At 33.1% G+C, this 22,789-nt stretch carries 14 protein-coding genes; 6 read left to right on the forward strand and 8 right to left on the reverse strand.

From position 1 onward, the window contains the following. Nucleotides 1–51: 51 nt before the first annotated feature. Nucleotides 52–1,323, reverse strand: coding sequence for an acyltransferase family protein (locus BUE10_RS09155; RefSeq protein WP_073484422.1), 1,272 nt, complete (start codon nucleotides 1,321–1,323; stop codon nucleotides 52–54). 207 nt (nucleotides 1,324–1,530) lie between these two features. Beyond that, complete coding sequence (bshC, locus tag BUE10_RS09160; RefSeq protein WP_073484425.1) at nucleotides 1,531–3,120, reverse strand: bacillithiol biosynthesis cysteine-adding enzyme BshC; 1,590 nt, start codon at nucleotides 3,118–3,120, stop codon at nucleotides 1,531–1,533. A gap of 271 nt (nucleotides 3,121–3,391) precedes the next feature. On the opposite strand from bshC, the gene BUE10_RS09165 reads away from it, so the two are divergent. Continuing rightward, on the forward strand, nucleotides 3,392–4,669 hold the full coding sequence (locus BUE10_RS09165; protein ID WP_073484428.1) for an MFS transporter: 1,278 nt from the start codon (nucleotides 3,392–3,394) through the stop codon (nucleotides 4,667–4,669). A 71-nt stretch (nucleotides 4,670–4,740) separates the two neighbouring features. On the opposite strand, the gene BUE10_RS09170 is transcribed toward BUE10_RS09165, so the two are convergent. Continuing rightward, the gene (locus BUE10_RS09170) at nucleotides 4,741–10,557 is read right to left on the reverse strand and encodes an Ig-like domain-containing protein (protein ID WP_073484431.1); all 5,817 of its coding nucleotides are present in this window, start codon (nucleotides 10,555–10,557) and stop codon (nucleotides 4,741–4,743) included. 132 nt (nucleotides 10,558–10,689) lie between these two features. Between BUE10_RS09170 and BUE10_RS09175 the strand changes: the two genes are divergently transcribed. Continuing rightward, nucleotides 10,690–12,894, forward strand: coding sequence for a B12-binding domain-containing radical SAM protein (locus BUE10_RS09175; protein ID WP_073484434.1), 2,205 nt, complete (start codon nucleotides 10,690–10,692; stop codon nucleotides 12,892–12,894). Nucleotides 12,895–12,903: 9 nt separating this feature from the next. On the opposite strand, the gene BUE10_RS09180 is transcribed toward BUE10_RS09175, so the two are convergent. From BUE10_RS09180 to BUE10_RS09195, 4 genes are all read right to left on the reverse strand, one after another. Continuing rightward, the gene (locus BUE10_RS09180; protein WP_073484437.1) at nucleotides 12,904–13,428 is read right to left on the reverse strand and encodes a hypothetical protein; all 525 of its coding nucleotides are present in this window, start codon (nucleotides 13,426–13,428) and stop codon (nucleotides 12,904–12,906) included. 99 nt (nucleotides 13,429–13,527) lie between these two features. Beyond that, complete coding sequence (locus BUE10_RS09185; RefSeq protein WP_073484440.1) at nucleotides 13,528–14,292, reverse strand: MBL fold metallo-hydrolase; 765 nt, start codon at nucleotides 14,290–14,292, stop codon at nucleotides 13,528–13,530. 107 nt (nucleotides 14,293–14,399) lie between these two features. After that, complete coding sequence (locus BUE10_RS09190; RefSeq protein ID WP_073484444.1) at nucleotides 14,400–15,086, reverse strand: response regulator transcription factor; 687 nt, start codon at nucleotides 15,084–15,086, stop codon at nucleotides 14,400–14,402. After that, nucleotides 15,083–16,348: a sensor histidine kinase gene (locus tag BUE10_RS09195; RefSeq protein ID WP_073484448.1), complete on the reverse strand. Its 1,266-nt coding sequence runs from the start codon at nucleotides 16,346–16,348 to the stop codon at nucleotides 15,083–15,085. Before BUE10_RS09195 ends, BUE10_RS09190 begins: the two co-directional genes overlap by 4 nt. Nucleotides 16,349–16,511: 163 nt before the next feature. On the opposite strand from BUE10_RS09195, the gene BUE10_RS09200 reads away from it, so the two are divergent. Next, nucleotides 16,512–16,925, forward strand: coding sequence for a DUF1573 domain-containing protein (locus tag BUE10_RS09200; protein WP_073484451.1), 414 nt, complete (start codon nucleotides 16,512–16,514; stop codon nucleotides 16,923–16,925). 57 nt (nucleotides 16,926–16,982) lie between these two features. Here BUE10_RS09200 and BUE10_RS09205 read toward each other — a convergent pair whose 3' ends face one another. Next, a complete protein-coding gene (locus BUE10_RS09205; protein ID WP_073484455.1) occupies nucleotides 16,983–17,483 on the reverse strand; it encodes a C40 family peptidase in 501 nt (166 codons plus the stop codon). 208 nt (nucleotides 17,484–17,691) lie between these two features. On the opposite strand from BUE10_RS09205, the gene BUE10_RS09210 reads away from it, so the two are divergent. The 3 genes from BUE10_RS09210 to bglX all read left to right on the forward strand — a co-directional run bounded on the left by BUE10_RS09210 (nucleotide 17,692) and on the right by bglX (nucleotide 22,627). Next, nucleotides 17,692–18,783 (forward strand): SGNH/GDSL hydrolase family protein, encoded by a 1,092-nt coding sequence (locus BUE10_RS09210; RefSeq protein WP_073484458.1) that lies wholly within the window; start codon nucleotides 17,692–17,694, stop codon nucleotides 18,781–18,783. Beyond that, a complete protein-coding gene (locus BUE10_RS09215) occupies nucleotides 18,773–20,152 on the forward strand; it encodes a sialate O-acetylesterase (RefSeq protein ID WP_073484460.1) in 1,380 nt (459 codons plus the stop codon). The genes BUE10_RS09210 and BUE10_RS09215 overlap by 11 nt, the downstream gene beginning before the upstream one ends. A 177-nt stretch (nucleotides 20,153–20,329) precedes the next feature. Next, a complete protein-coding gene (gene bglX / locus BUE10_RS09220) occupies nucleotides 20,330–22,627 on the forward strand; it encodes a beta-glucosidase BglX (RefSeq protein WP_073484462.1) in 2,298 nt (765 codons plus the stop codon). The last annotated feature ends 162 nt before the right edge of the window (nucleotides 22,628–22,789 follow it).

The following is a 22,789-nucleotide window of genomic DNA, read 5'->3' on the forward strand; positions in this document are numbered from 1 at the left end:
AATGAAAAGAGACGCACAGCAGTGCGTCTCTACATATATGGTTAATTAAATTTATACTTTGAATATTAATTTGTTTCTGTAGAATATCCATAAAATAAATGTCCAGATACAAACGTAAACTAATGCTCCAGCTAATGAAGCCATCATAGGATTATTGAAAAACGGTGCAATCCAAAAGCTATATAAATAATTTAATAAATTAATTTTTTCTCCGGTTTTATGTGGATTTTGAAATTCAATCATTACTAATGCCTGCGGAATTATCTGCGAGGTAAAGAAAACGATCATTGGGTTTACACCCCAAATTAAGAATGGTTTGAATCCTTTTTTATAATCGGCAATATCAATTATATAATATAAAATAGCTAAAAATGTTGTGGCTAATCCGGTAGTATATAAAACATAACTGCTTGTCCAAAGTGATTTATTTATTGGGAAAACAATGTTCCAAAGTAAACCAGCAATAATCAAAGCGACTCCGGCAATTGCCATTTTTTGCGCTTTTTTAGTTTTTGGAAAGTTTTGTTGTAATAATAGACCAATCAATAAACCAATAATTCCGTTTACAATTGACGGAAGTGTACTTAAAATTCCTTCTGGATCCCAGGTTACAGTTCCGCGATACATATGTCCTTTTAATAAAACGCTATCCAGCCAAGATGCTAAGTTTGTTCCTTTTTCGAGATTTGCGTCGCCAATTCCGGGAACAGGAATTAAAGCCATGATTGCCCAATATCCTAATAACAAAACGATTCCGGTTATGATCTGCGTTTTTTGAGATGTTTTTAAATACAAAAGAGAAACTACAAAATAAACAATTGCAATTCGTTGTAAAACTCCCGGAAGTCGCACACTGCTGTAGGCTTCGATACCGCTGTAAGCAAGAAATAGATAAATTATCAGAATTGAAAATGCTAAAATATTTTTGACTTTTGAACTAAAATTTCCCATTAAAGCATAACCAACCCCAATAGTAATAGCAAGTCGGCCAATTAAAAGCGGAATTCCTTCAAGTCCGAATAATTGGATTTTTCCAAAAAAGTTGAAGAAAATCCCCAAACAAAGCATTCGCAAAGAGCGAACTAAAATTTTGTTGAATGTTGTGCCGTCATAAAATTTATCAGGCATTGCAAGCGGAACGGCAACTCCCATTATAAAAACGAAAAGCGGAAATACTAAATCGGTCGGGGTGCAGCCATGCCATTCGGCGTGTAATAATGGCGGGAAAACATGGCCCCAATCTCCGGGGTTGTTTACAATTGTCATCAATAAAATAGTGAGTCCTCTAAAGACATCCAATGAAATCAAGCGCTCTCTGGTCATAGTTTTGGTAAATAGGTTAATTTTTTTGTTTTTATAAATTTTTCTATTTGGTTTAGAGAGGCAATAATTTCGAGAAGAAGGTGGTTATTTGGTTCTCAAGAATTACTACTTATTTTTTGCCACGAATTTCTCGAATTTAAACTAATTTCTATTCTTTACAAGAAAAAAATAATTCGTGATAATTCGTGTAATTTGTGACAAACTATTTTAAATTGTTATGATATTAAAATTCATTTCTAAAGGTTTCAGTTTTTGCAATAAAAGCGGAACTAATTGCTCGCCTTTTTCCAGATAAAATTCTGAAAAATTACTTTGACGTTCCTGTAAACTATTATTTGGGAATAGTTCGCATTGTAGATCTACTACACGCTGCAATTGATTGTTAAGTTTTCTTTTTTGTGCTTTCAATAAACGCTTTTCTAAATTTTCAAGACCTTTTGTCTGTTTCACTTCCTGTGCTTTTACAGCTCCAGAAAAAGATTTATCGGTTTGATTTGCTAATTCGTAAAGATATTGAAATTGGGTTTTCAATATTTCTTTTTGAGGCGTTAAATCAATTGGAAATGCAGAAATTTTGTGAGTAATCACATTTATTAAATTTTCTTGTTTGGTAAAAAGAGCCGCCCAGCTTAAGTTTAATTGATCTGCTTTTTTTTCTTGTTTTTCGGTTGCCAAAAGAACAGAGTTACGAACCAAAATCATTGGAAAAGTAATTTTTACGGCATCAAAAAAAGATTTTAATTCCAGCCAATAAGCAATTTCTCCGCCTCCGCCAATGTAGCATAGATTCGGAAGAATAATTTCCTGATAAAGTGGACGCATGATAACATTTGGACTGAATTTTTCAGGATGATTTTCTAATTCTGAAAGAATTTGTTCTTTAGAAAATGAAATTTTTGTGTTGTTTACAAAGTACTTACCTTCTTCAAAAACGATTCTTTCACGTAGATTATCTTCAATATAAAATAAATTAATCTCCCGCGGATTTACCTGAACCGTATATTCTTTTAATTGCTCAATTGTTTTCTGAACCGCTTTGTATGAAGTCTGTTTTTCTAGTTCTTCTTTTGCATACGGGATAAAAACACGTTTTAAATCGGCATCGTCAGCATCTATAATTACTAAACCATAATTAGCAAATAAACTGTTAGCTAAAAATCGGGTTGCATCTGCCAGATTATCGTGTTTTAAATAAGCATCTTCAAAAAGCTTTTTTAAAGTATTGGCGTTTGTGCTTGAGCCTAATTCCAGAGAATAAATTTCAAAGAATTCATCTAAACCTTCCGTTGAAAGCCGTCCAACTGGTCCGTTACTTTCTTTGTTCCATCTAAATTTTTTTCCTTTAAAATTAAAATAGTTGATTTCTTCAAAATCATGATCTTCTGTCGCCATCCAATAAATTGGAACAAAATTGTACGACGGATATTTCGATTTTAATTCCTTAGTAAGATTGATGGTCGAAATGATTTTATATAAGAAATACAATGGCCCGCTAAATAAATTTAACTGATGTCCGGTTGTAATTGTAAAAGTATTTTCGAGTGCTAAAAGCTCAATGTTTTGTTTTGTTGAGTCAGAAATTTCGATGCTTTGATATTGCTTTTTTAAAGTTGTAACCAAAGGAATTCGGTTACTGTTATCAAAGTTGTCTGCTTTTTCGGCAATCTGTTTTTCGAAATTCTCTAATGTTGGAAAATTGTTGTACAGCGGTTTTAATTCTGATTTCTGATCTAAATAATCTTGTATCAATTTAGAGAAATATCTAGATGTTTGATAGCTGATACAGTCGGTAGGCATAATTTTAAATTTATTTTTGACAGTTGTAAATTTAATGAAAATATAGAGTTAAAAGCGGTTTTAACTATTGCTTAAGATTGATTTTTATTTTTTGTTTTAAAGTTCCTATAATCAGGTTTTTAAATTTGAGTAAATTAAACATTGTTTAAAATGCTAAATACATGAAATTTGTTAAAAACACAGAAGTGTTCTGAAACTAATTGTCTTAAATGTGAAATATTAATAACGAAACTATATTTTTGTAAACAAAAAAAGATATACCTGATTTTGCATGGAAACAAACCCTAAAAAGAAGAACTCACTTAAACATGTTCTTTTTGGAAGCCTAATTGGCACCACAATTGAATTTTTTGACTTTTATATTTATGCCAATGCTGCAGTATTGGTTTTTCCTCAATTATTTTTTCCTGGTTCAGATTCGACAATGGCGACTCTGGAATCTTTAGCAACTTTTTCAATCGCCTTTTTATCACGTCCGCTAGGTTCTGCCTTCTTTGGACATTATGGAGATAAAATTGGACGAAAATTTACTTTAGTTGCCGCTTTATTAACGATGGGTATTTCAACGGTAACAATAGGATTTTTGCCAAGTTATGCCAGTATTGGTGTTGCGGCTCCGTTATTATTAATGTTATGCCGATTTGGACAAGGCGTTGGTTTAGGCGGCGAATGGGGAGGTGCTGTTTTATTAGCGATAGAAAATGCACCGCCAAATAAACGTGCCTGGTACGGAATGTTCCCACAACTGGGCGCTCCAATAGGATTACTGCTTTCTGGCGGAACTTTTTTATTGTTAACCGATTCCATGAGCAATGAAGATTTTATGGATTATGGCTGGAGAATTCCGTTTATTGCCAGTTCATTATTGGTTGTTGTTGGGTTTTATATCCGAACAAAAATTACAGAAACCCCATCTTTCGAAAATTCTAAAAAAGAACAGGAAGAAGTTAAAGTTCCTTTTTTAACAATTGTGAAATCATATAAAAACCAATTGATTTTTGGAACGTTTGCAGCCATCACAACATTTTTAGTTTTTTATTTGATGACTGTTTTTACATTAAGCTGGGCAACTTCAGACTTAGGAATTGTTAAAAGAAATGGATTATTGATACAATTGTTTTCGGTATTGTTTTTTGCTATTTTTATTCCGGTTTCGGCTGTAGTTGCAGATAAAATTGGCCGACGTAAAATGCTTATCATAGCTACAGCAGCTATTGCAATTTTCGGGTTTTTCTTTTCTTACTTTTTAAGTTCTGGAAATATTGTTTTAGTTACCACTTTTGCCTGTATCGGAATGGCTTTAATGGGATTTACTTATGGACCTTTAGGAACTTTTCTGTCGGAGTTGTTTCCAACAAATGTCCGTTATTCTGGCGCGTCTTTGACTTTTAATCTAGCAGGAATTCTTGGTGCAGCTTTTGCACCTATGATCGCAATTTGGTTAGCGTCTACTTATAGTGTGAGCTATGTTGGTTTGTATTTAACAATTGCCGCAGTTATTTCCTTAGTTTCATTTTTGGTAATTAGCAAGGAGGAACATAAATTTTAAATAATAGAATTCTAAATTTCTTGAAATAAAAAAAGGTGCAGTCTAGTTTAATCTGCGCCTTTTATTTGAAATTATCTTTTTAAACTAAAATGTCCTCTAAATTCTGTTCCGTTTAATCTTGTAACAGTAAACCAATAATCTGAAGCTGGTTCTTGGTGACCAAGATAAGTTCCATCCCAAGAAGCATTTGGAACTAATTCTTTTATTAATTTTCCATAACGATCAAATATCCTAATTACTGTGTTTGGTGCTAAATAAGCCGAATCAATTGTCCAATGATCATTGAAGTTGTCATTATTTGGCGTAAAGAATTTTGGAAAAGGCAATTCATCAACAAAATTTATACAATCGCCAATTGTTGCCTCAAGAATAGTTATCGAAACTGGAATTCTGTCACTTTCGCAATTATTTATGGTTTGCGAAGCGTAATAAATAACTCCATTTTCAAGAGATGTAGATTCTGATAATGACATGTTTGAAGAACTACTTTCGTACCATTTTATATTTTGCCCTGTAATATCAATATCTTTAATTGATGCATTTTTTTGAATGCAAAATGTTTGTGGCGAATCAGCTATTGGATTTTGGGTGTCTTGTACTTTTACGGTAACAGCAAATCTTTTACTTTCGCAATTATTTAGTGTTTGGGTTGCATAATAAATACCATCATGTAATAAATCTGTGTCAGATAAAATGTTTCCATTTATTGCAGCATCATACCACTTAACAGTTGTTCCTGTAATCGAAATATCTGCGATTGTTGCAATCTCATCAATACAAAATGGCTGGCTATTATTTCCAGTTGGCAGTGGAGTATCATAAACTTTAACTAAAACAGGAGTTCTGTCACCTTCACATCCAATTGTCTGTGAAGCATAGTATGTTCTGTTATCTTCTAATAAAGTGGTGTTTGGTAAACTAGCTGCAGAGAAATTAGTATCGTACCATTTTATATTTTGTCCTGACATTTGAATATTACTTAAAGTTGCATTTTCTTTTTTGCAAAATTCTGTATTTCCATTTAATACTGGTGCAGAAGGCGTATTTACTATTGAAACAGTAATTCCAAGTCTTTGACTTTCACAGCTATTTTCTGTCTGTGAAGCATAATAAGTTTGTCCATCAACAAGATTTGTAGTTTTGGTTAATAAAGAACCATTGTTTAAAGAATCGTACCATTTTATTGCAGTTCCCGTAACCTGAAGATCTGCAATAGTTGGATTTTGTCCTGAACAAAATGGTTGATTTATATTTCCTGTTGGAGGAAAAGTAACCTGAATATTAATTGTAACAGGAACTCTTTCACTTTCACATCCGTTTATAGTTTGTGAAGCATAATATGTTGCTTTATCCTGAGCTACAGTTGTTGTAGGCACAAGTGTTCCTCCTGTTAGGTTACTGTACCATTTTATATTTTGTCCTGTAATTTGGATATCGTTTACTGTAGCATTTTTGTCAACACAGAAAGTTTGTAGGGAATTTAAAATTTCCGGTACCGGTAAAGAATTAATAAAAGGCACTATAGTTGCTTTTGTAGATTCAGAAATACAACCACTTGAATTTTTAATTTTTAGATAATATTCACCCGGCTCTAAATATCCTGACGTCGCATTGTTAGTCCACGTTATACCATTATCAAAACTATATTCTGATGCACTAGAAAGAATATTTATTTTTCCCTTACTATTATTACAGTTTGGCTGAATACTGTTATATGAAGGTGGAAAAGGATAATCTGCAGGTGCATTTATCTGAACAGTAACCGGATCAGATATACATCCAGCCGAGTTTTGAATCTTAATTTTATATGTTCCAATAGCTAAATTACCAGAAACTGCATTTGTTTTCCAGCTTATTCCGTTATCAAAACTATATTTTGGAGCAGGAGTTGTTATTGTAATGCTTCCCAAGGGATTTGTACAACTTGTGGGCTGGGAAACTGTATAAACGGGATTCGTTATGGCATCTAATGGAGGATCGATTATTACTTTAATAGCAGTAGAAGGACATCCTGTAGCACTATTTTTTATTCTAACAAAATAATTTCCGGGATTTAAGCCCGTTAATTTGTTATTTGTTACCCAGTTTGCCCCATTATCAAAGCTATATTGATAAGCATTTGCTGATATTGTTATAATTCCTTTTGCAGCGGTACAACTGCTTGGCTGCGAAACTAAAATACCTGGTGGTTGAGGAGCAGGATTAGGATCTTTAAGAGAAAGAAATTTAGGGCTGGATTCACATCCCAATACTGATTTTATTATTAAATAATAATCACCAGCTTTTAAATTGGAAAAATCAGGATTTGAACTCCAGTTTTCACCATTATCGATACTGTATTCTGATGCGGGTGAAGTAAATTTAATATTTCCTAAAGATTCGCAATTAGGCTGGGTTAAGGTAATTGAAGGTTCATCAAGATAAAATCGTGATATATTGACAGCTTGCGGATAAGACTGACATCCTAATGCATTTTTTAATATTATATAATAAATCCCTTCGTCTAAATCAGTAGAAATTGGGTTCTTAGTCCAAGTCATTCCATTGTCAAAACTATATTCATCACCAATTGGATCAATAGAAATACTTCCCCCTTTCTCACATGTTGGTTTTGTAGTTGTATATTCGGGTGTTTCTATAAATATTGGGTAAATAGGAGCAACGACTTGATAAGACTCGCAACCCGTTTCGTCTTTTGTTATAATATAGTAATTACTCGAATAAATTGATGCCGGAATATTTAAAACTTTATTTGAATTACTCCATGTTCTTCCGCCATCAAAACTATATTGTGCCGCTGGAGTATCAACTATAATACTTCCTGGTGATCCACATTTAGGCTGGGTTATGCGTATGTCTGGAAAGTTTAATTTTGGCTCTTTAAAATTTACACTATAATAAGTTGGTGAAATACAGCCAGATTCATTTTTTATTTTTGGATAGTAAAAACCCGGTGGTAAATTTATAGCTGTGGGGTTAGTTCCCCAAGTTTGTCCGCCATCAAAGCTGTAAAAAGGAGCCGGAGTTGTAATAGTAATACTTCCTCCTTTGTTACAAGTTGGATCTGTGTAAGTGTATTCTGCGTCTTTTAATGCAAAAGGTATAAAATTTACATAAATACTTTCGGAGATGCATCCGTTACTGTTTTTTATTCTTATCCGATATTCAGAATCTACAGGTAAATTTGTCGCAGTTGGATTTGTAGTCCATGTTGCGCCATCATTAAAACTATAAAAGGAAGCTGGAGTTGTAATTGTAATGCTGCCAGTTGCATTATTATCGCAAACATTTGGTTGTGTAATATTGAAATATGGAGGTTCAAAGAAAACAGAATTAATATGAACGTTAAAAGGAATACTAATACAGCCCTCTGCATTTTTTATTACAATTTCGTAATTACCTTCTTCCAGATTAGATTTTTTTGGATTTGTTCCCCATGTTGCACCACCATCAAAACTATAAAAAGAAGCAGTAGTTGTAATTGTAATAGTCCCATTATTATTACAGTCAGGCTGAGTAACCAAATAAGCTGGAAAATCTAAATAATGATCATAAATAGAAACCCTTGTTTGATAAGTCATGCATCCATTACTGTTTCTTGTTTTTAAATAATAATCACTAGCTTTTAAATTTACAGCTGTTGGGTTTGTAGACCAGGTTTGACCATCATCAAAACTATATTCTTCACCTGGTGATGTAATAGTTATACTGGCACCTGAATCACACGTTACTTGCTTGTTTATTATATATCTAGTGTCTTCAGTATAAATTTCAGGATACATATATACATATTGAGGATCTGATATACAGCCAAACTCATTTTTTATAGAAATAAAAAAATCTGTAAAAACAGTAGGAATTGTTGCTGTTGGATTCGTAGTCCAGGTTAAACCGCGATCAAAACTATATTCAGCTGCAGGAGTTGTAATTGTGATACTTCCGTTAGTGCTACAGGTAGATTGAACAAGTGAGAAAGTAGGATTTGGCAGAAAATAAGGTTTAAGGAAAATATATAATGGTTCAGTTTCACAGCCAAACTCATTTTTTGTTTTTACTATATAAGTTCCAGATTCCAGATTTACGGCTTTAGGATTTGTGGTCCATGTTATGCCATTGTCAAAACTATACTGTTCTGCAGCGGTTAAAATAGTAATTGAGCCCAAGTTTGCGCAAGAAGGATTAACGGATCTTACTTTCGGAAAAGGGGCGTAAAACTTTTTCAAATAAATATATTCAAGAGGTGTATTGGATTCACAGCCATTTTGGGTCTTAATTTTTATATAGTAATAACCTGAAGGCAGATTTGTTGCAGTTGGATTTGTTGTCCATGTGACTCCATTGTCAAAACTATATTCATTTGCAGGTGTTGTAATAGTTATACTCCCTCCTGAACTACAACTAGGGACTGTAAAGGTATATTTAGGATAATCTAAATGAGGAATAAAGAGCAATACATTTTGCGAATAAGATTCACAACCTAAATTATTTTTAACTTTAATGTTGTAATCTCCTTCTGGTAAATTTCCTTTAGCAGGATTCGTACTCCAGGTTAATCCATCATCAAAACTATATTGAGATCCGGGAGTTGTAATAGTGATACTGCCTTTGGTATTACATGTTGGCTGTACAATTGAAAATGAAGGTCTGTCCAGCAGTACCGGATCAATTATTGTAACAATAGAGGGTGCTGAAATACATCCAGCTGTAGATTTAGTTTTAACGTAATATTTTCCTGGACTAGTTGAAATAAAAATAGGATCAGTCTGCCATGATTTACCATTGTCAAAGCTATAATTTAGTCCTGTTTCTTTAACAGTTATGTTTCCTTTTATATTATTGCAGTTAGGTTGAACAACAGTCGTTTCAGGACTTAAAAGTGAATTGTTTATTGTGAAATTTGAACTAACGAAGCAAGTATTTCCATTCGTTATTTTAACTGAATACGCTCCAATATTAGATGGGATTGATGATATGGAATTAGTTTTATTTGTTGCTCCATTTATAGCAATTCCATCTTTATACCATTGATAAGTGGTATTTGAGTTTAGGTTTTTAGTTATGTTAGCCGTTAGTTGTAAATTACCATTGCAAAAGGAACCCGTTTCATTAATAGTTACCCCAAAATTTTCGGAAGTGTTCAAAATTAAATTGTCATAAAGAAATGAAAGGGTCTCTAACGTATCAAATAATGGAGGTAATTTTCCTGAAGGAGGCCCCAGCATTATTGAATTTATGTTTACACTTGGAGTAAAAGTCATGGTGATTTCTCCCCATACAGATTGAGGTTGATATGTTACATGCCCAATTTCAATCCAGCTCGGATCAAAAGCATCTGGACTTGAATTGGTATACAATGGTAAATTATCACGATTATTGGATCCAAAAAGGGTAATATTAACAGGTTCTAAGTAATTAAAATCAAATTCTTTATTATTACTTTCATCTATGTAGATACTAGTTAACGTAGCGATATTTAATTTTAACTGATATTTTGTTCCTGCAATTAAAGGGGTTTGTAATTTAGTTGCGAGGTATTCTTTTCTGCTATTTTTATACTCAGCCCTGATTATTCCGTCACCATCAGGAAAATTTTGAAGTTGTTTATTGTAAATAGCATTTTGTTTTTCACAATTCATATAATCAGGAGAAGGCTGGGTCCCTTTTACCCATGAAGTTACCGCACTTAAATCGTTTAAATTATACGGGCAATTTGTTTTTTCTTCAAAAGAAGGATTAGCTAAGATAGAAGTTGTTTTATTACAAATACAATCACTGTCATTCAAATCTATTTTTCCGTCACCGTCGTCATCAAGACCATTATTACAGTTTTCCTGAGCATTACAAAATAAAGAAAATAATAAAAAGATAAAGAGTAATTTATGTTTCATTTGAATAATTTGGCTAAGGCAAATGTAATTAAATATCTACAATACAAAATCAAAAAATAAAAACGTAAACCATTAAAATCTTTTCCTAAAAAGTCTCTAAATATCCCGTATTTTTGCAAAAAATAAATTCTTTTGAAAACGAAACTTTTTGTAATTACACCGCCATTTACACAGCTGAATACTCCGTATCCGGCAACGGCGTATATAAAAGGTTTTCTGAATACAAAAAATATCGAATCGGTTCAGGCAGATTTGGGTATTGATGTTATTTTAGAATTGTTTTCGAAGAAAGGACTTTTTGATTTGTTTCAGGTTTCGAGTTTCAAGTTTCAGGTTGTTGGAAACGAAATCTCAGACAATTCAAAGCGTATTTTTGCTTTGCAGGATGAATATATCAAAACTATTGATCCTGTGATTCAGTTTTTGCAAGGGAAAAATCCAACATTAGCTTTGCAGATTTGTCAGGAAGATTTTCTACCAGAAGCTTCTCGTTTTGTACAATTAGAAGAACTTGATTGGGCTTTCGGAACAATGGGGACTCAGGATAAAGCAAAACATTTGGCGACTTTGTATCTTGAAGATATTTCGGATTATATTGTAGAATGTGTAGATGAAAATTTTGGCTTTAGCCGATATGCCGAACGTTTAGGCCGAAGCGCCAATTCTTTTGATGAATTATACAGTGCTTTACAGCAACATCCAACTTATATCGATTCGATTTTAATTTCACTTTTAAAAGAAAAGATTGAAGCTGTAAAACCTACATTGTTTTTAATTTCAGTTCCCTTTCCCGGAAATTTATACAGTGCCTTTCGTTGTGCACAATGGGTAAAACAAAATCATCCCGAAATTAAAATTTCAATGGGAGGAGGTTTCCCAAATACAGAACTGCGTTCCCTTTCGGATAAACGCGTTTTTGAGTTTTTTGATTTTATTACTTTGGATGATGGAGAAGTTCCAATCGAAGAATTAATATTCAATTTAGAAAATCCAAATTCCAATTCTTATAAAAGAACATTTTTATTAGAAAATGGGGAAGTTGTCTACAAAAATAACTCACTAAAACATGACTACAAGCAAGCTTACGTAGGAACTCCGGATTACTCTGATTTACAATTGGATAAATACATTTCAGTTATTGAAATTGTAAATCCAATGCATAGAATGTGGAGCGACGGACGCTGGAATAAACTAACCATGGCTCACGGCTGCTATTGGGGAAAATGTACTTTCTGTGATATTTCACTTGATTATATAAAAGTTTACGAACCTGTTGCGGCAAGTTTGCTTTGCGATCGAATGGAAGAATTGATTTTACAAACAGGTCAAAACGGTTTTCATTTTGTTGATGAAGCTGCGCCGCCCGCTTTAATGCGTGCATTGGCTCTTGAAATTTTAAAACGAAAACTGGCAGTAACCTGGTGGACAAATATTCGATTTGAAAAAAGCTTTTCTAAAGACTTATGTTTGTTATTAAAAGCTTCTGGCTGTATTGCCGTTTCCGGTGGTTTAGAAGTAGCTTCAGATCGATTATTAAAATTAATCGACAAAGGTGTAACGGTAGAACAAGTTGCAAAAGTAACCCGAAATTTTACCGAAGCAGGAATTATGGTTCACGCGTATTTAATGTACGGATATCCAACACAAACCATTCAGGAAACGATTGACAGTCTTGAAATGGTTCGTCAGTTATTTGAAGCGGGAGTTTTACAATCAGGATTTTGGCATCAGTTTGCATTGACGGCTCATAGTCCGGTTGGGTTATATCCAGAGCAATTTGGCGTTACCAAAAAAACAGAACTAATTGGAACTTTTGCCAATAACGATATAGAGTATACAGATTCAACAGGAATCAATCACGATAAATTCAGCTTTGGATTAAAGAAATCGCTTTTCAATTTCATGCACGGAATTTGTTTTGACTACGAATTGCAAGATTGGTTCGATTTCAAGATTCCGAAAACAAAAATCCATCCTGATTTCATTTTTAATGCACTCGAAGAACAAAACGATTTCAACACAAAACCGAATGCAAAAGTAGTTTGGCTTGGCGGAAAACCTTCGGCAGAAATCTTTACAAAATCAAAAAAAGGAAGAAGCTGGGAAATGATGTCTTTAACTTTTCATGATAAAAAAGAAAGTTTTACTATTCAAACCAGTAAAGAAGAAGGCGAATGGTTAATTGATATTTTAACAAAAATATCAATTTCGAATACTAAAAATTATACTTTTCAGGAAGTCAAAAATGATTTCGAAACTTCATTAGAAGATTTTGAATTATTTTGGTATTCAAAACCAATCAATACTTTAAGGGAATTTGGTTTATTGGTTTTATAAAAAAATGAATTAATTTTTTGTTACCCAATAATGAAAATCTCTTTCTAAATCATAAGCCATTCTGTTTACACTTCTTCTAATTACCAAGTAAGGAATACCCAGCATAATTGCCATGTGAAAAAGTAAAAAAGGCAAAAAAATAAAAGAAATAGTATCGCCGCCTAATAACATTGCTGTAAAAATTATGAGATAGAATAAAACTATAAATGCAAAAATGATAATCATTCTTTTTTTGAAACCTAAAATTTCAGCATCAATAACTAAATTGTCATTTTTCTCAATTAAACTTCCAGTCACTTCAGCAAATGAATAATTAGTGTCAAATAATCGTCTTCTTTTTTTTAATTCAAATGCACTGCCGTCAATATTTCCTTTGTATTCATTTTTGCTTGATTGAAAAACTTCAAAAGGCACAAAACTCAGATCAGATTCATCAACATTATTTCTGAATTTTTCAGTAAAATCTATTTTTGAAACGGGTAATTGTATTGTAATATCTTTAACTAAGTTTATTTTCCTTAAAAAATTATCCATTTGTTTTTCATTTAATTTGAAAACCAAATATAGTATTAATAAGGAATGAGGAATATTGAAATGAAACTATTTTGCAGAAAAAGTGTAACGTTTTTAATATCAATAATCTACACTAGTTCCGTCACTCGGAATAGCAACTTTAGACAAAAGATTATTCTCCGTCAATGCTTTTTTTAATTCGTCACGAGTAGTTGGGCAGTGATTTAAAGCTTCAAGATGATTGGCAAAAACTTTTCCTGGTGCAAGAGCGGTAAACTTCAAAATATCATTCATTCGCATTAGCAAAGGCTGTCCAATATCCAGTCTGGCAGTTCCGCAGGCCACCGTTGCAATATCAGGTTTGAGTTCGATTAATGCTTTTTGTACATCATCTGTAAAAATAGTATCAGAACTTATATAAACCGATTTTTCGTTTGCAAGTTCAATGTAAAACCCCATTACATTTCCCATCAATTTTGCAATCCAGCCGTAACCATGAAGAGCAGGAATTCCAATAATTCTTCCATCTAAAAAAGGCTGAGGTTCCCAATAATTTAAAGTCTGCACAATATTAAGACCTCTTTGTAAAAGAGTTTTTTCATCTTTAGCATTGCAGATTACAGGTACGCTTTTTCGTCTTAAAAATACTTCTCCGGCCTTATCGATATGATCCGGGTGTAAATGCGTAATTAAGCAATGCGTAACATTGCTCAAAATTTCCCTGCTGTTTTTAGGCAGGGCCACTAGAGGATTGCGTTTTGGATTGTAACGAAAAATAGTAAAAGGAGCAATTGTTTTTCTCTTTCCTAACATCGGATCTACAAGAATAACATGCTTTTCTGTCTCAATAACCAATGTGGCATTTCGCAAATGATGTATTTTCATATCTGGAAAATTAGAACTTAAAAATACAAAGATTTTTCAAAATCTATTTACAGATTATTCTTTATTTTTAACAGAATTGTGATTATTTGCAAGAATACACTTTACAATTACGCTATTGAAAACCTAAACCCAATTCCGTGAAGATTTTCTATCGAAATGCCTTTTTCGTTTGATAAAATTTTACGCAGGCGCGAAATAAAAACATCAAGACTTCTTCCCATAAAATAATCATCAGTTCCCCAAAGTGCAGTTAATATTTGCTCTCTTTTTAAAACTAAATTTTTATTGTCAAGAAACAGTTTAAGCAATTCGGCTTCACGCTGCGTAAGTCCCACTTTTTCTTCTTCATTAAAAAGAATAAAATTTTTGGTATCAAATTGATATTTACCAATCTCGTAAACCGATTTTTCGACTTTATTATTCTTTTGAGAACGTTTCAGAAAAACTTCAATTTTCAGGATTAATTCCTCAATACTGAAAGGTTTTACCAAATAATCATCGGCACCAAGACGAAGCCCTTTTATTCGGTCTTCTTTTAAAGTTTTAGCCGAAAGAAAAATGATAGGAACATCTGTATCAATTTTACGAACTTCTTCAGCCAGTTCAAAACCATCCATTTTGGGCATCATAATATCAAAAATACAAATGTCAAAATCTTCATCTTTGAAAGTTTCCAAACCAGATTTTCCATTCGTACAATGAACCACTTCATAATTGTTTTGTTCCAAATTATCTTTGGTCAAAAACGCCAGTGTTTCATCATCTTCGGTATAAAGTATCTTGAAATTTTTCATTTTTTATAAGGAATTGACAAAGTTATAGTAACCCCGTTTTCAGTATTATTTTCAGCTTTTATTTTCCAGTTTTGCAAACTGCAAATTTCTTTTACGTAATATAATCCCAATCCAAAACCATTTACTTCATTACTCTTTTCGTTTTGAATGCGATAAAATTTATCAAATATATAAGATAATTTTTTAATAGAAATCCCAATTCCGTTATCAACAAACTCTAATTTTAAAATTGAATTATCCTCATAAATTCTAATCGTAATTTCAGGCTTTTTATTGCAATATTTTACTGCATTATCTAAAAGATTGTAAATCAGATTGCCAAAATGAAAAATATCTGTTTCTAATAAATACTCCTTAGAAGGACTTTCAATAGTAATAATGGCCTCAGGATATTTTAACTGAATATTTTCAATTGCTTCTTCAATAATTGGAACAATTAAAACAGGTTCTTTTTTTAATTCTAAAGGCGCATAATCTGATTTTGCAATATTTAAAATCTTCTCAATATGATGATTCAGCTTGTTACTTTGATTAATAATAATCTCCGTATAAGTATGCAGTTTTTTATCATCCTTAATAGGATTTTGTTCGCTTAAATATTTGGATGCAATTAAAATAGAAGACAAAGGCGTTTTAAATTCATGCGTCATATTATTGATAAAATCACGTTGCAATTCAGAATATTTTTTTTGCTGTAAAAGCGTAAAAATCGAATAAACGTAAATCAATAAAATCAAAATCAACATAATCGAAAGCACAAACCAAAAACGCATCGAACTAAATAAATAAGTCGTTTCATTAGGAAAACGAACCGCAAAATAATAGACTAAATTTTTATGCTTCGGGAAATAAACCGTCTTTTTACATTCTGATTTTTTTTTCGATAAAGAAATATAATCGCCGTAAATCATTTCATCACTCTGGCAATTGTACATCGCATATTCAAAATCTGTCGTAATGTTCATTTTTTTGAATTCTGTTTTTAGATAAAATTCTAAAATATCAGGTTCAAATTCATTGTCGACATTTACAATATAATAATCATTTGAAATTTTCTGCACAGGGCTTTGCGCCGGAAGTTCGTGACTAGTTCCTTCATACAGTTTTTTAGCCACTTCAAGAAGAGCAATATGAGCTTTTTGACTCAGCTTTTTCTGCTCTATCGTAAAAGCTTCTTTTGTCCAAAGCAATTGCGCCACCAAAATGCTAATTATGGCGACCAAACCTAGAACGATAATACTATTGAGTTTATTAATTTTCAAGAAAACAGACTTTTGAGAGTGTAATATTAATCAAAAATATAGTTAAAAACAGCGATTAACAAGTCATTAACAAACATTTGAAACCGCTTAACAGCGATTTCTTTTTGTCTGAAATATCTTTGTAATGTAAAAATCGAACTATAAACCATTAATATATTTAACTATGAAAATCATCAAAATTTCTATGCTGGTTTTGGCTTTAAGCCTAATGTCTTTTTCAGCAATTGCTCCAGTAAAATCTTTAGTAACTGAAACAAAAATTACTGAAACAGCTTCGACAATTGTTTGGAAAGCAGAATCAATCGATGTTGGAGAAATTCCACAGGGAACTCCAAAAGCAATCGTTTATGAATTTAAAAACACAGGAAAAACTGCCGTTGTAATTACACAAGTTCAAGGTTCATGCGGTTGTACAGCAACAGACTATACAAAAGAACCAATTTTACCTGGTAAATCTGCAAAAGTAACAGCAACTTATAATGCAGCAAACAAAGGTGCTTTTACAAAAACAGTTACCGTAACAACAAGTGCTGAAACAACTCCAAAAATACTTACGTTAAAAGGAACGGTTATTTAAAAATAAAGGTTAGTTATAAAGTGAAAGCTCCAGAGACATTACATATCTGGAGCTTTTTTATTTAGAAATAACATCAATGCATTTATAAAAACGGTTCGTATAATGTTCTGTATCAAGAGCTGTAATAGTAACCTGCTGCGCTTTTCCAGAAGAGGCATGAATAAACTTAGAATGCATTCCGTCAGCTTTGCAAATTATGCCAAGATGACCAATTACGGTTTTGTCTTTATAACCATAAAAAACCAAAATATCTCCAACCTTAAAATCTTCAGGTTTTAGAGCCGTCCCTAAATTTTTATAACTACTTGAACTTCTCGGCAAAGTCATGCCAAAATTGCCAAAAACATAATTCACAAAACCAGAACAGTCAAAGCCTTTTTGCGGATTACTGCTTGCATATAAATAAGGCGTTCCTAAATATTTTTTGGCAAAAACAATTACAGAATCCCGATCAATTGTCGATTGTTCTTTTTGAGTCAGATTTTTGTTTTTCTCTTTAGGTGTAAAAGAAGAAAAACCAATAACTGAAATTAAGATGATAAAAAAGTAGGCTTTCATTTTATTTAAGTAAGAAAATATTTAAACGATAAAAGTAAGCTGTTATTTTATAAATCAAAAGGATACCTGATTATTGATTGTAAGAATTAGTATTTAAATGATGTGTTTATGTGGTGTTTTTTTATTGCTTTTTGATGTTTTAGTATCTTTTTGTCTAATACATTTCAAATATATTTGTGAATCGTATTTATATTTTAACAAATAAATTATGTTTCTAAAAAAAAATGCACTTTTAATTCTGTTTTTGCTGATTTCAGTTGTTTCGACATCACAAAACCAAAATACTTTTCTTTATACCGGAAGAGTGGATAAACTTCAAAACGATCAGGTTATTTTGATCGGAACAGCTTCTTCAGTATCCTTTAATTTTACTGGAAATGAATGTTCAATTTCACTTCAAAGTGTAGATTCTTATGAACATCATAATTATGTTCAGCTGGTTTTAGATGGAAAATACATTGGAAAAATCAGAATCGAAAAAGGAGTCGTTCAATCATTTCCAATAAAAGTTACTACCAATAAAAAAGAGCATCATTTAGAAATCTATAAAAATACCGAAGCACAAAGCGGCAATATTTTGTTTGCTGGAACAACGGCAAAACTGACTTCAATTTCATCTAAAAAGAAAAAGAAAATCGAATTTATAGGCGATTCCATTACTTGCGGTGCAGCCAGTGATCCATCAGATATTCCGTGTGATAAAGGCGAATATATGGATCATCATAACGGTTATTATGCTTATGGACCAACGCTTTCGAGAACAATTGGTGTAGATTATTTAATGAGCTGTGTTTCGGGAATTGGAATTTACAGAAACTGGAACGACGAAAACAAAGATGAAGCCATAATGCCAGATATTTATCAGAATCTTTATTTAACAAAAGACGTATCAAAACCTAAATATGATTTTGCTTTTCAGCCAAATATTATCAGTATTGCTTTAGGAACAAATGATTTTTCTGGCGGAGACGGAAAAAAAGAGCGTCTGCCTTTTAATCCCGAAAAGTATGTTTCGAATTACATCAACTTTATAAAGATGCTTTACGAACACAATCCAAATGTACAGATTGTAATTACAAACAGCCCAATGGTTGGTGGAGAAAGAGCCGTTGTTTTTGAAAACTGTTTAAATAAAGTGAAAAACGCTTTCGCAGAAGACAAAACACATAAGCCAATTCAGATTTTCAAATTCAAACCAATGACGCCAAAAGGCTGCACAGGACATCCTGATGTGGCAGATCATAAAGTTTTGGCAGAGGAATATGCACCATTTTTAAAAAAGCTGTTAAATGAAAAATAATATACTTAAACTTCTTTTCTTTTTTATGATTTCAAATATCATAACAGCAAATGTTACGCTTCCGAATATTTTTGGAGACAATATGGTTTTACAGCGCAATTCTGAAGTAAAAATCTGGGGCTGGGCAAATCCGAAAGAAGAAATAAAATTAGTTTCGAGCTGGAACAATCAGGAATATAAAGCGGTTACAAGTAATCAGGCAAAATGGGAACTTGTAATTAAAACTCCAGAAGCCGGAGGGCCTTACACGATTTCTATAAAAGGCTATAATGAAGTTATTTTAAAAAATATTTTAATTGGCGAAGTCTGGATTTGTTCCGGGCAATCAAACATGGAAATGTCTGCAAGCTGGGGAATTGATAACGGCGACGAAGAAGTGAAAAATGCCACGAATCCTAATATTCGATTTTTTACCGTTTCAAAATCAACCGCAACAAGTCCGCAGAATAATGTATTAGGAAATTGGGTTGAATCGACTCCAGAAACTATGAAATATTTCAGCGCCGTTGGTTATTTTTTTGCTAAACGCTTACGCGAAGATTTAAAAAATGTTCCCATAGGATTAATTTCATCCAACTGGGGCGGAACTCCTGCTGAAATCTGGATGCCGGAAGAAGTCGTTCAAAACGATACGGTTTTATTAGAAAATGCCAAAAAACTATATGAACAAGAATACGGCCCACACCAACCCGGACGTGCCTATAATGCAATGATTGCTCCAATTGTTGGATTTAAAATTGCTGGAACTTTATGGTATCAAGGCGAATCGAATGTTGGTTCTTTAGTTTATGATAAAACACTTTCGGCTTTGATTACTTCGTGGAGAAAAAACTGGAATGACGAATTTCCTTTTTATTTCGTTCAAATTGCGCCGTATAAAACAGGAACAAATAATTTTTCAAACGTAACGGTTAGAAATTCTCAAAGAAAAATTTTAAAAGAAGTTCCAAAAACAGGAATGGTTTTGACTTCGGATATTTCAGATACGATTGACATTCATCCAAAGAATAAAAAATCAGTTGGAATTCGTTTGGCAAATTTGGTTTTAGCCGAAACCTATAAAGTGAATTCAAATTTGGTAAATGGCCCGCTTTTCAAGGAAATCAAAATAGACAAAAACAAAGTGTCAGTTTCTTTTGATTATGCTGAGGGATTGTATTTTAAGGATAAAATTTCGAATCAATTTGAAGTGGCTGGAGCCGAAGGGAATTTCTTTCCTGCAGAAGCTTCAATAAAAAATAATCAAGTGATTTTGACAAGTAAAAAAGTAACAAACCCAGCAAAAGTGAGATTTGCCTGGGGAAACACTACGCAGTCGGATTTATTTAATAAAGCAAATCTGCCGGCTTCTTGTTTTATCACGGAGTGAAGGGATTTTAGATTTTAGATTTTTTTGCCCACTGATTTTACTGATTTAAAGGATTAGCGCAGATTTCTTGTTTGCTTTTGTCAGGCTGAGCGAAGTCGAAGCCCCGCAAAGCTTTGAAAAAAAACTTAGTACCTCAGAATCTTAGCATCTTAGCACCTCAAAAAAAACTAACTAACCATGAAAAATAAAAAAATAATAATTATTGGGGTTTTGTCCCTGTTTACTGTTGGAAATATGAATGCACAAAAAAAGCCGTATTTGGATAAAAACAAAACTATTGAGCAAAGAATTGATTTGCTTTTGCCTTTGATGACATTGGAGGAGAAAGTTGGACAGATGAACCAATACAATGGTTTTTGGGATGTTACAGGACCAGCTCCAAAAGGCGGAACGGCTGAATTAAAATATGAACATTTAAGAAAAGGATTAGTCGGTTCGATGTTGACGGTGCGCGGTGTAAAAGAAGTTCGTGCAGTGCAGAAAATTGCAGTTGAAGAAACCCGTTTGGGAATTCCGTTAATTATTGGATTTGACGTAATACATGGTTATAAAACGTTAAGTCCGATTCCGTTGGCAGAAGCAGCTAGCTGGGATTTGGAAGCGATTAAAAAATCGGCGGCAATTGCGGCAGATGAAGCTTCGGCATCTGGAATTAACTGGACTTTTGGACCAAATGTCGATGTAGCAAATGATGCACGCTGGGGACGTGTGATGGAAGGTTCGGGAGAAGATCCTTATTTGGGAAGTAAAGTAGGTTATGCAAGAGTAAAAGGTTTTCAAGGTGAAACAATAGCCGATTTAGCCAAAGTAAATACTATTGCCGCTTGTGCGAAACACTTTGCCGCTTACGGTTACGTTGAAGCCGGACTGGAATATAATATTGTTGATATCAGTAATTCTAAATTATACAATTCCGTTTTACCTCCTTTTGAAGCGACGGTTCAGGCTGGAGTTCGTACGTTTATGAATTCGTTTAATACGTTGAATGGTGTTCCTGCGACTGGAAATGTCTTTTTACAAAGAGATATTTTAAAAGGAAAATGGAAGTTTGACGGATTTGTAATTTCTGATTACGCTTCGATTCGAGAAATGATCGCGCACGGATATGCAAAAGACGAAGCCGATGCAACTGCAAAAGCGGTAATTGCAGGTTCTGATATGGATATGGAATCGTATTTATATGTTGCAAAATTGGTCGATTTAGTAAAATCAGGAAAAGTAAAAGAAACTTTGGTTGATGATGCTGTTCGTAGAATTCTTCGTGTGAAATTTGAATTGGGATTATTTGATGATCCGTACAGATATTGCGATGAAAAACGCGAGAAAGCGGTTGTTGGAAGTAAAGCTAATAATGAAGGTGTTTTGGATATGGCAAAAAAATCTATCGTTTTATTGAAGAACGAAAAGAATTTATTGCCGCTAAAAAAATCAGGACAGAAAATTGCTTTGATTGGTGCTTTAGCAAATGATAAAAACAGTCCGCTTGGAAGCTGGAGAATTGCGGCTGATGATAATACAGCGGTTTCGGTTTTAGAAGGAATGCAGCAATACAAAGACAATCAATTGGTTTTTGAAAAAGGAGCCGATTTGTTAAAACAAAAAGCAACTTTCTTAACAGAAACCGTTTTCAACACCACAGACAAAAGCGGATTTGAAGCTGCAAAAACAGCTGCAAAAAATGCCGATGTTGTCGTTATAGTTTTGGGAGAATACGGCTTCCAGAGTGGAGAGGGAAGAAGCAGAACTGATTTGAATCTGCCAGGATTGCAACAAGAATTATTAGAAGAAATTTATAAAGTAAACCCTAATGTGGTTTTGGTCTTAAATAACGGACGTCCGTTGAGTATTCCTTGGGCTGCAGAAAATGTTCCGGCAATTGTTGAGGCTTGGCAATTGGGAACTCAAACGGGAAATGCTGTTGCCCAGGTTTTATATGGAGATTATAATCCGAGTGGAAAACTGCCAATGTCGTTTCCTAGAAATGTTGGGCAAGTGCCAATTTATTATAACAAATACAGCACAGGAAGACCAACAGACAGTGATAAAAATGTTTTCTGGTCACATTATATGGATGTAGAGAAAACGCCTCAATTTCCGTTTGGTTTTGGATTGAGTTATACGACTTTCGATTATAAAAACCTGAAATTAAATAAATCTGCTTTTGCAAAAGGAGAAAAAGTTGAAGTTAGTGTTGAGGTTACAAACACTGGAAATTATGATGGCAAAGAAGTAGTTCAGTTATATATTCATGATGAATACGCAAGTATCGTTCGCCCAATAAAAGAATTAAAAGGTTTTGAATTGGTAAGTTTAAAAAAGGGAGAAACTAAAAACGTAACTTTTACTTTAACAGATAAGGAACTTGGTTTTTATGATAATGAAGGAAATTATTTAGTTGAGCCGGGAACTTTTAAAATTATGGTAGGAGGAAGTTCTGATAAAGGTTTGCAAGATGGTTTTGAAATTAAAGACTAAAAGTTTTAATCTCGCAAAGGCGCAGAGTCGTAAAGTTTTTTGAATAGCCCCCCAGCTTTAGCTGGGGGAATAAGATTGGAAGTTAGAAAGGGCTTTAGCCAAACTTACAAAGTTTGGCTAAAGCCTTTTTGTTTGCGTTTATAATTCCATCCAGCTAAAGCT

It is taken from the genome of Flavobacterium sp. CF108, from assembly GCF_900129795.1.
GTDB lineage: Bacteria > Bacteroidota > Bacteroidia > Flavobacteriales > Flavobacteriaceae > Flavobacterium.

Excerpts from the sequence above, each read along its gene's own strand:
- BUE10_RS09155 (WP_073484422.1), bottom strand. The coding sequence starts at position 1,323 with ATGACCAGAGAGCGCTTGATTTCATTGGATGTCTTTAGAGGACTCACT.
- bshC (WP_073484425.1), bottom strand. The coding sequence starts at position 3,120 with ATGCCTACCGACTGTATCAGCTATCAAACATCTAGATATTTCTCTAAA.
- BUE10_RS09165 (WP_073484428.1), top strand. The coding sequence starts at position 3,392 with ATGGAAACAAACCCTAAAAAGAAGAACTCACTTAAACATGTTCTTTTT.
- BUE10_RS09170 (WP_073484431.1), bottom strand. The coding sequence starts at position 10,557 with ATGAAACATAAATTACTCTTTATCTTTTTATTATTTTCTTTATTTTGT.
- BUE10_RS09180 (WP_073484437.1), bottom strand. The coding sequence starts at position 13,428 with ATGGATAATTTTTTAAGGAAAATAAACTTAGTTAAAGATATTACAATA.
- BUE10_RS09185 (WP_073484440.1), bottom strand. The coding sequence starts at position 14,292 with ATGAAAATACATCATTTGCGAAATGCCACATTGGTTATTGAGACAGAA.
- BUE10_RS09190 (WP_073484444.1), bottom strand. The coding sequence starts at position 15,086 with ATGAAAAATTTCAAGATACTTTATACCGAAGATGATGAAACACTGGCG.
- BUE10_RS09200 (WP_073484451.1), top strand. The coding sequence starts at position 16,512 with ATGAAAATCATCAAAATTTCTATGCTGGTTTTGGCTTTAAGCCTAATG.
- BUE10_RS09205 (WP_073484455.1), bottom strand. The coding sequence starts at position 17,483 with ATGAAAGCCTACTTTTTTATCATCTTAATTTCAGTTATTGGTTTTTCT.
- BUE10_RS09210 (WP_073484458.1), top strand. The coding sequence starts at position 17,692 with ATGTTTCTAAAAAAAAATGCACTTTTAATTCTGTTTTTGCTGATTTCA.
- BUE10_RS09215 (WP_073484460.1), top strand. The coding sequence starts at position 18,773 with ATGAAAAATAATATACTTAAACTTCTTTTCTTTTTTATGATTTCAAAT.
- bglX (WP_073484462.1), top strand. The coding sequence starts at position 20,330 with ATGAAAAATAAAAAAATAATAATTATTGGGGTTTTGTCCCTGTTTACT.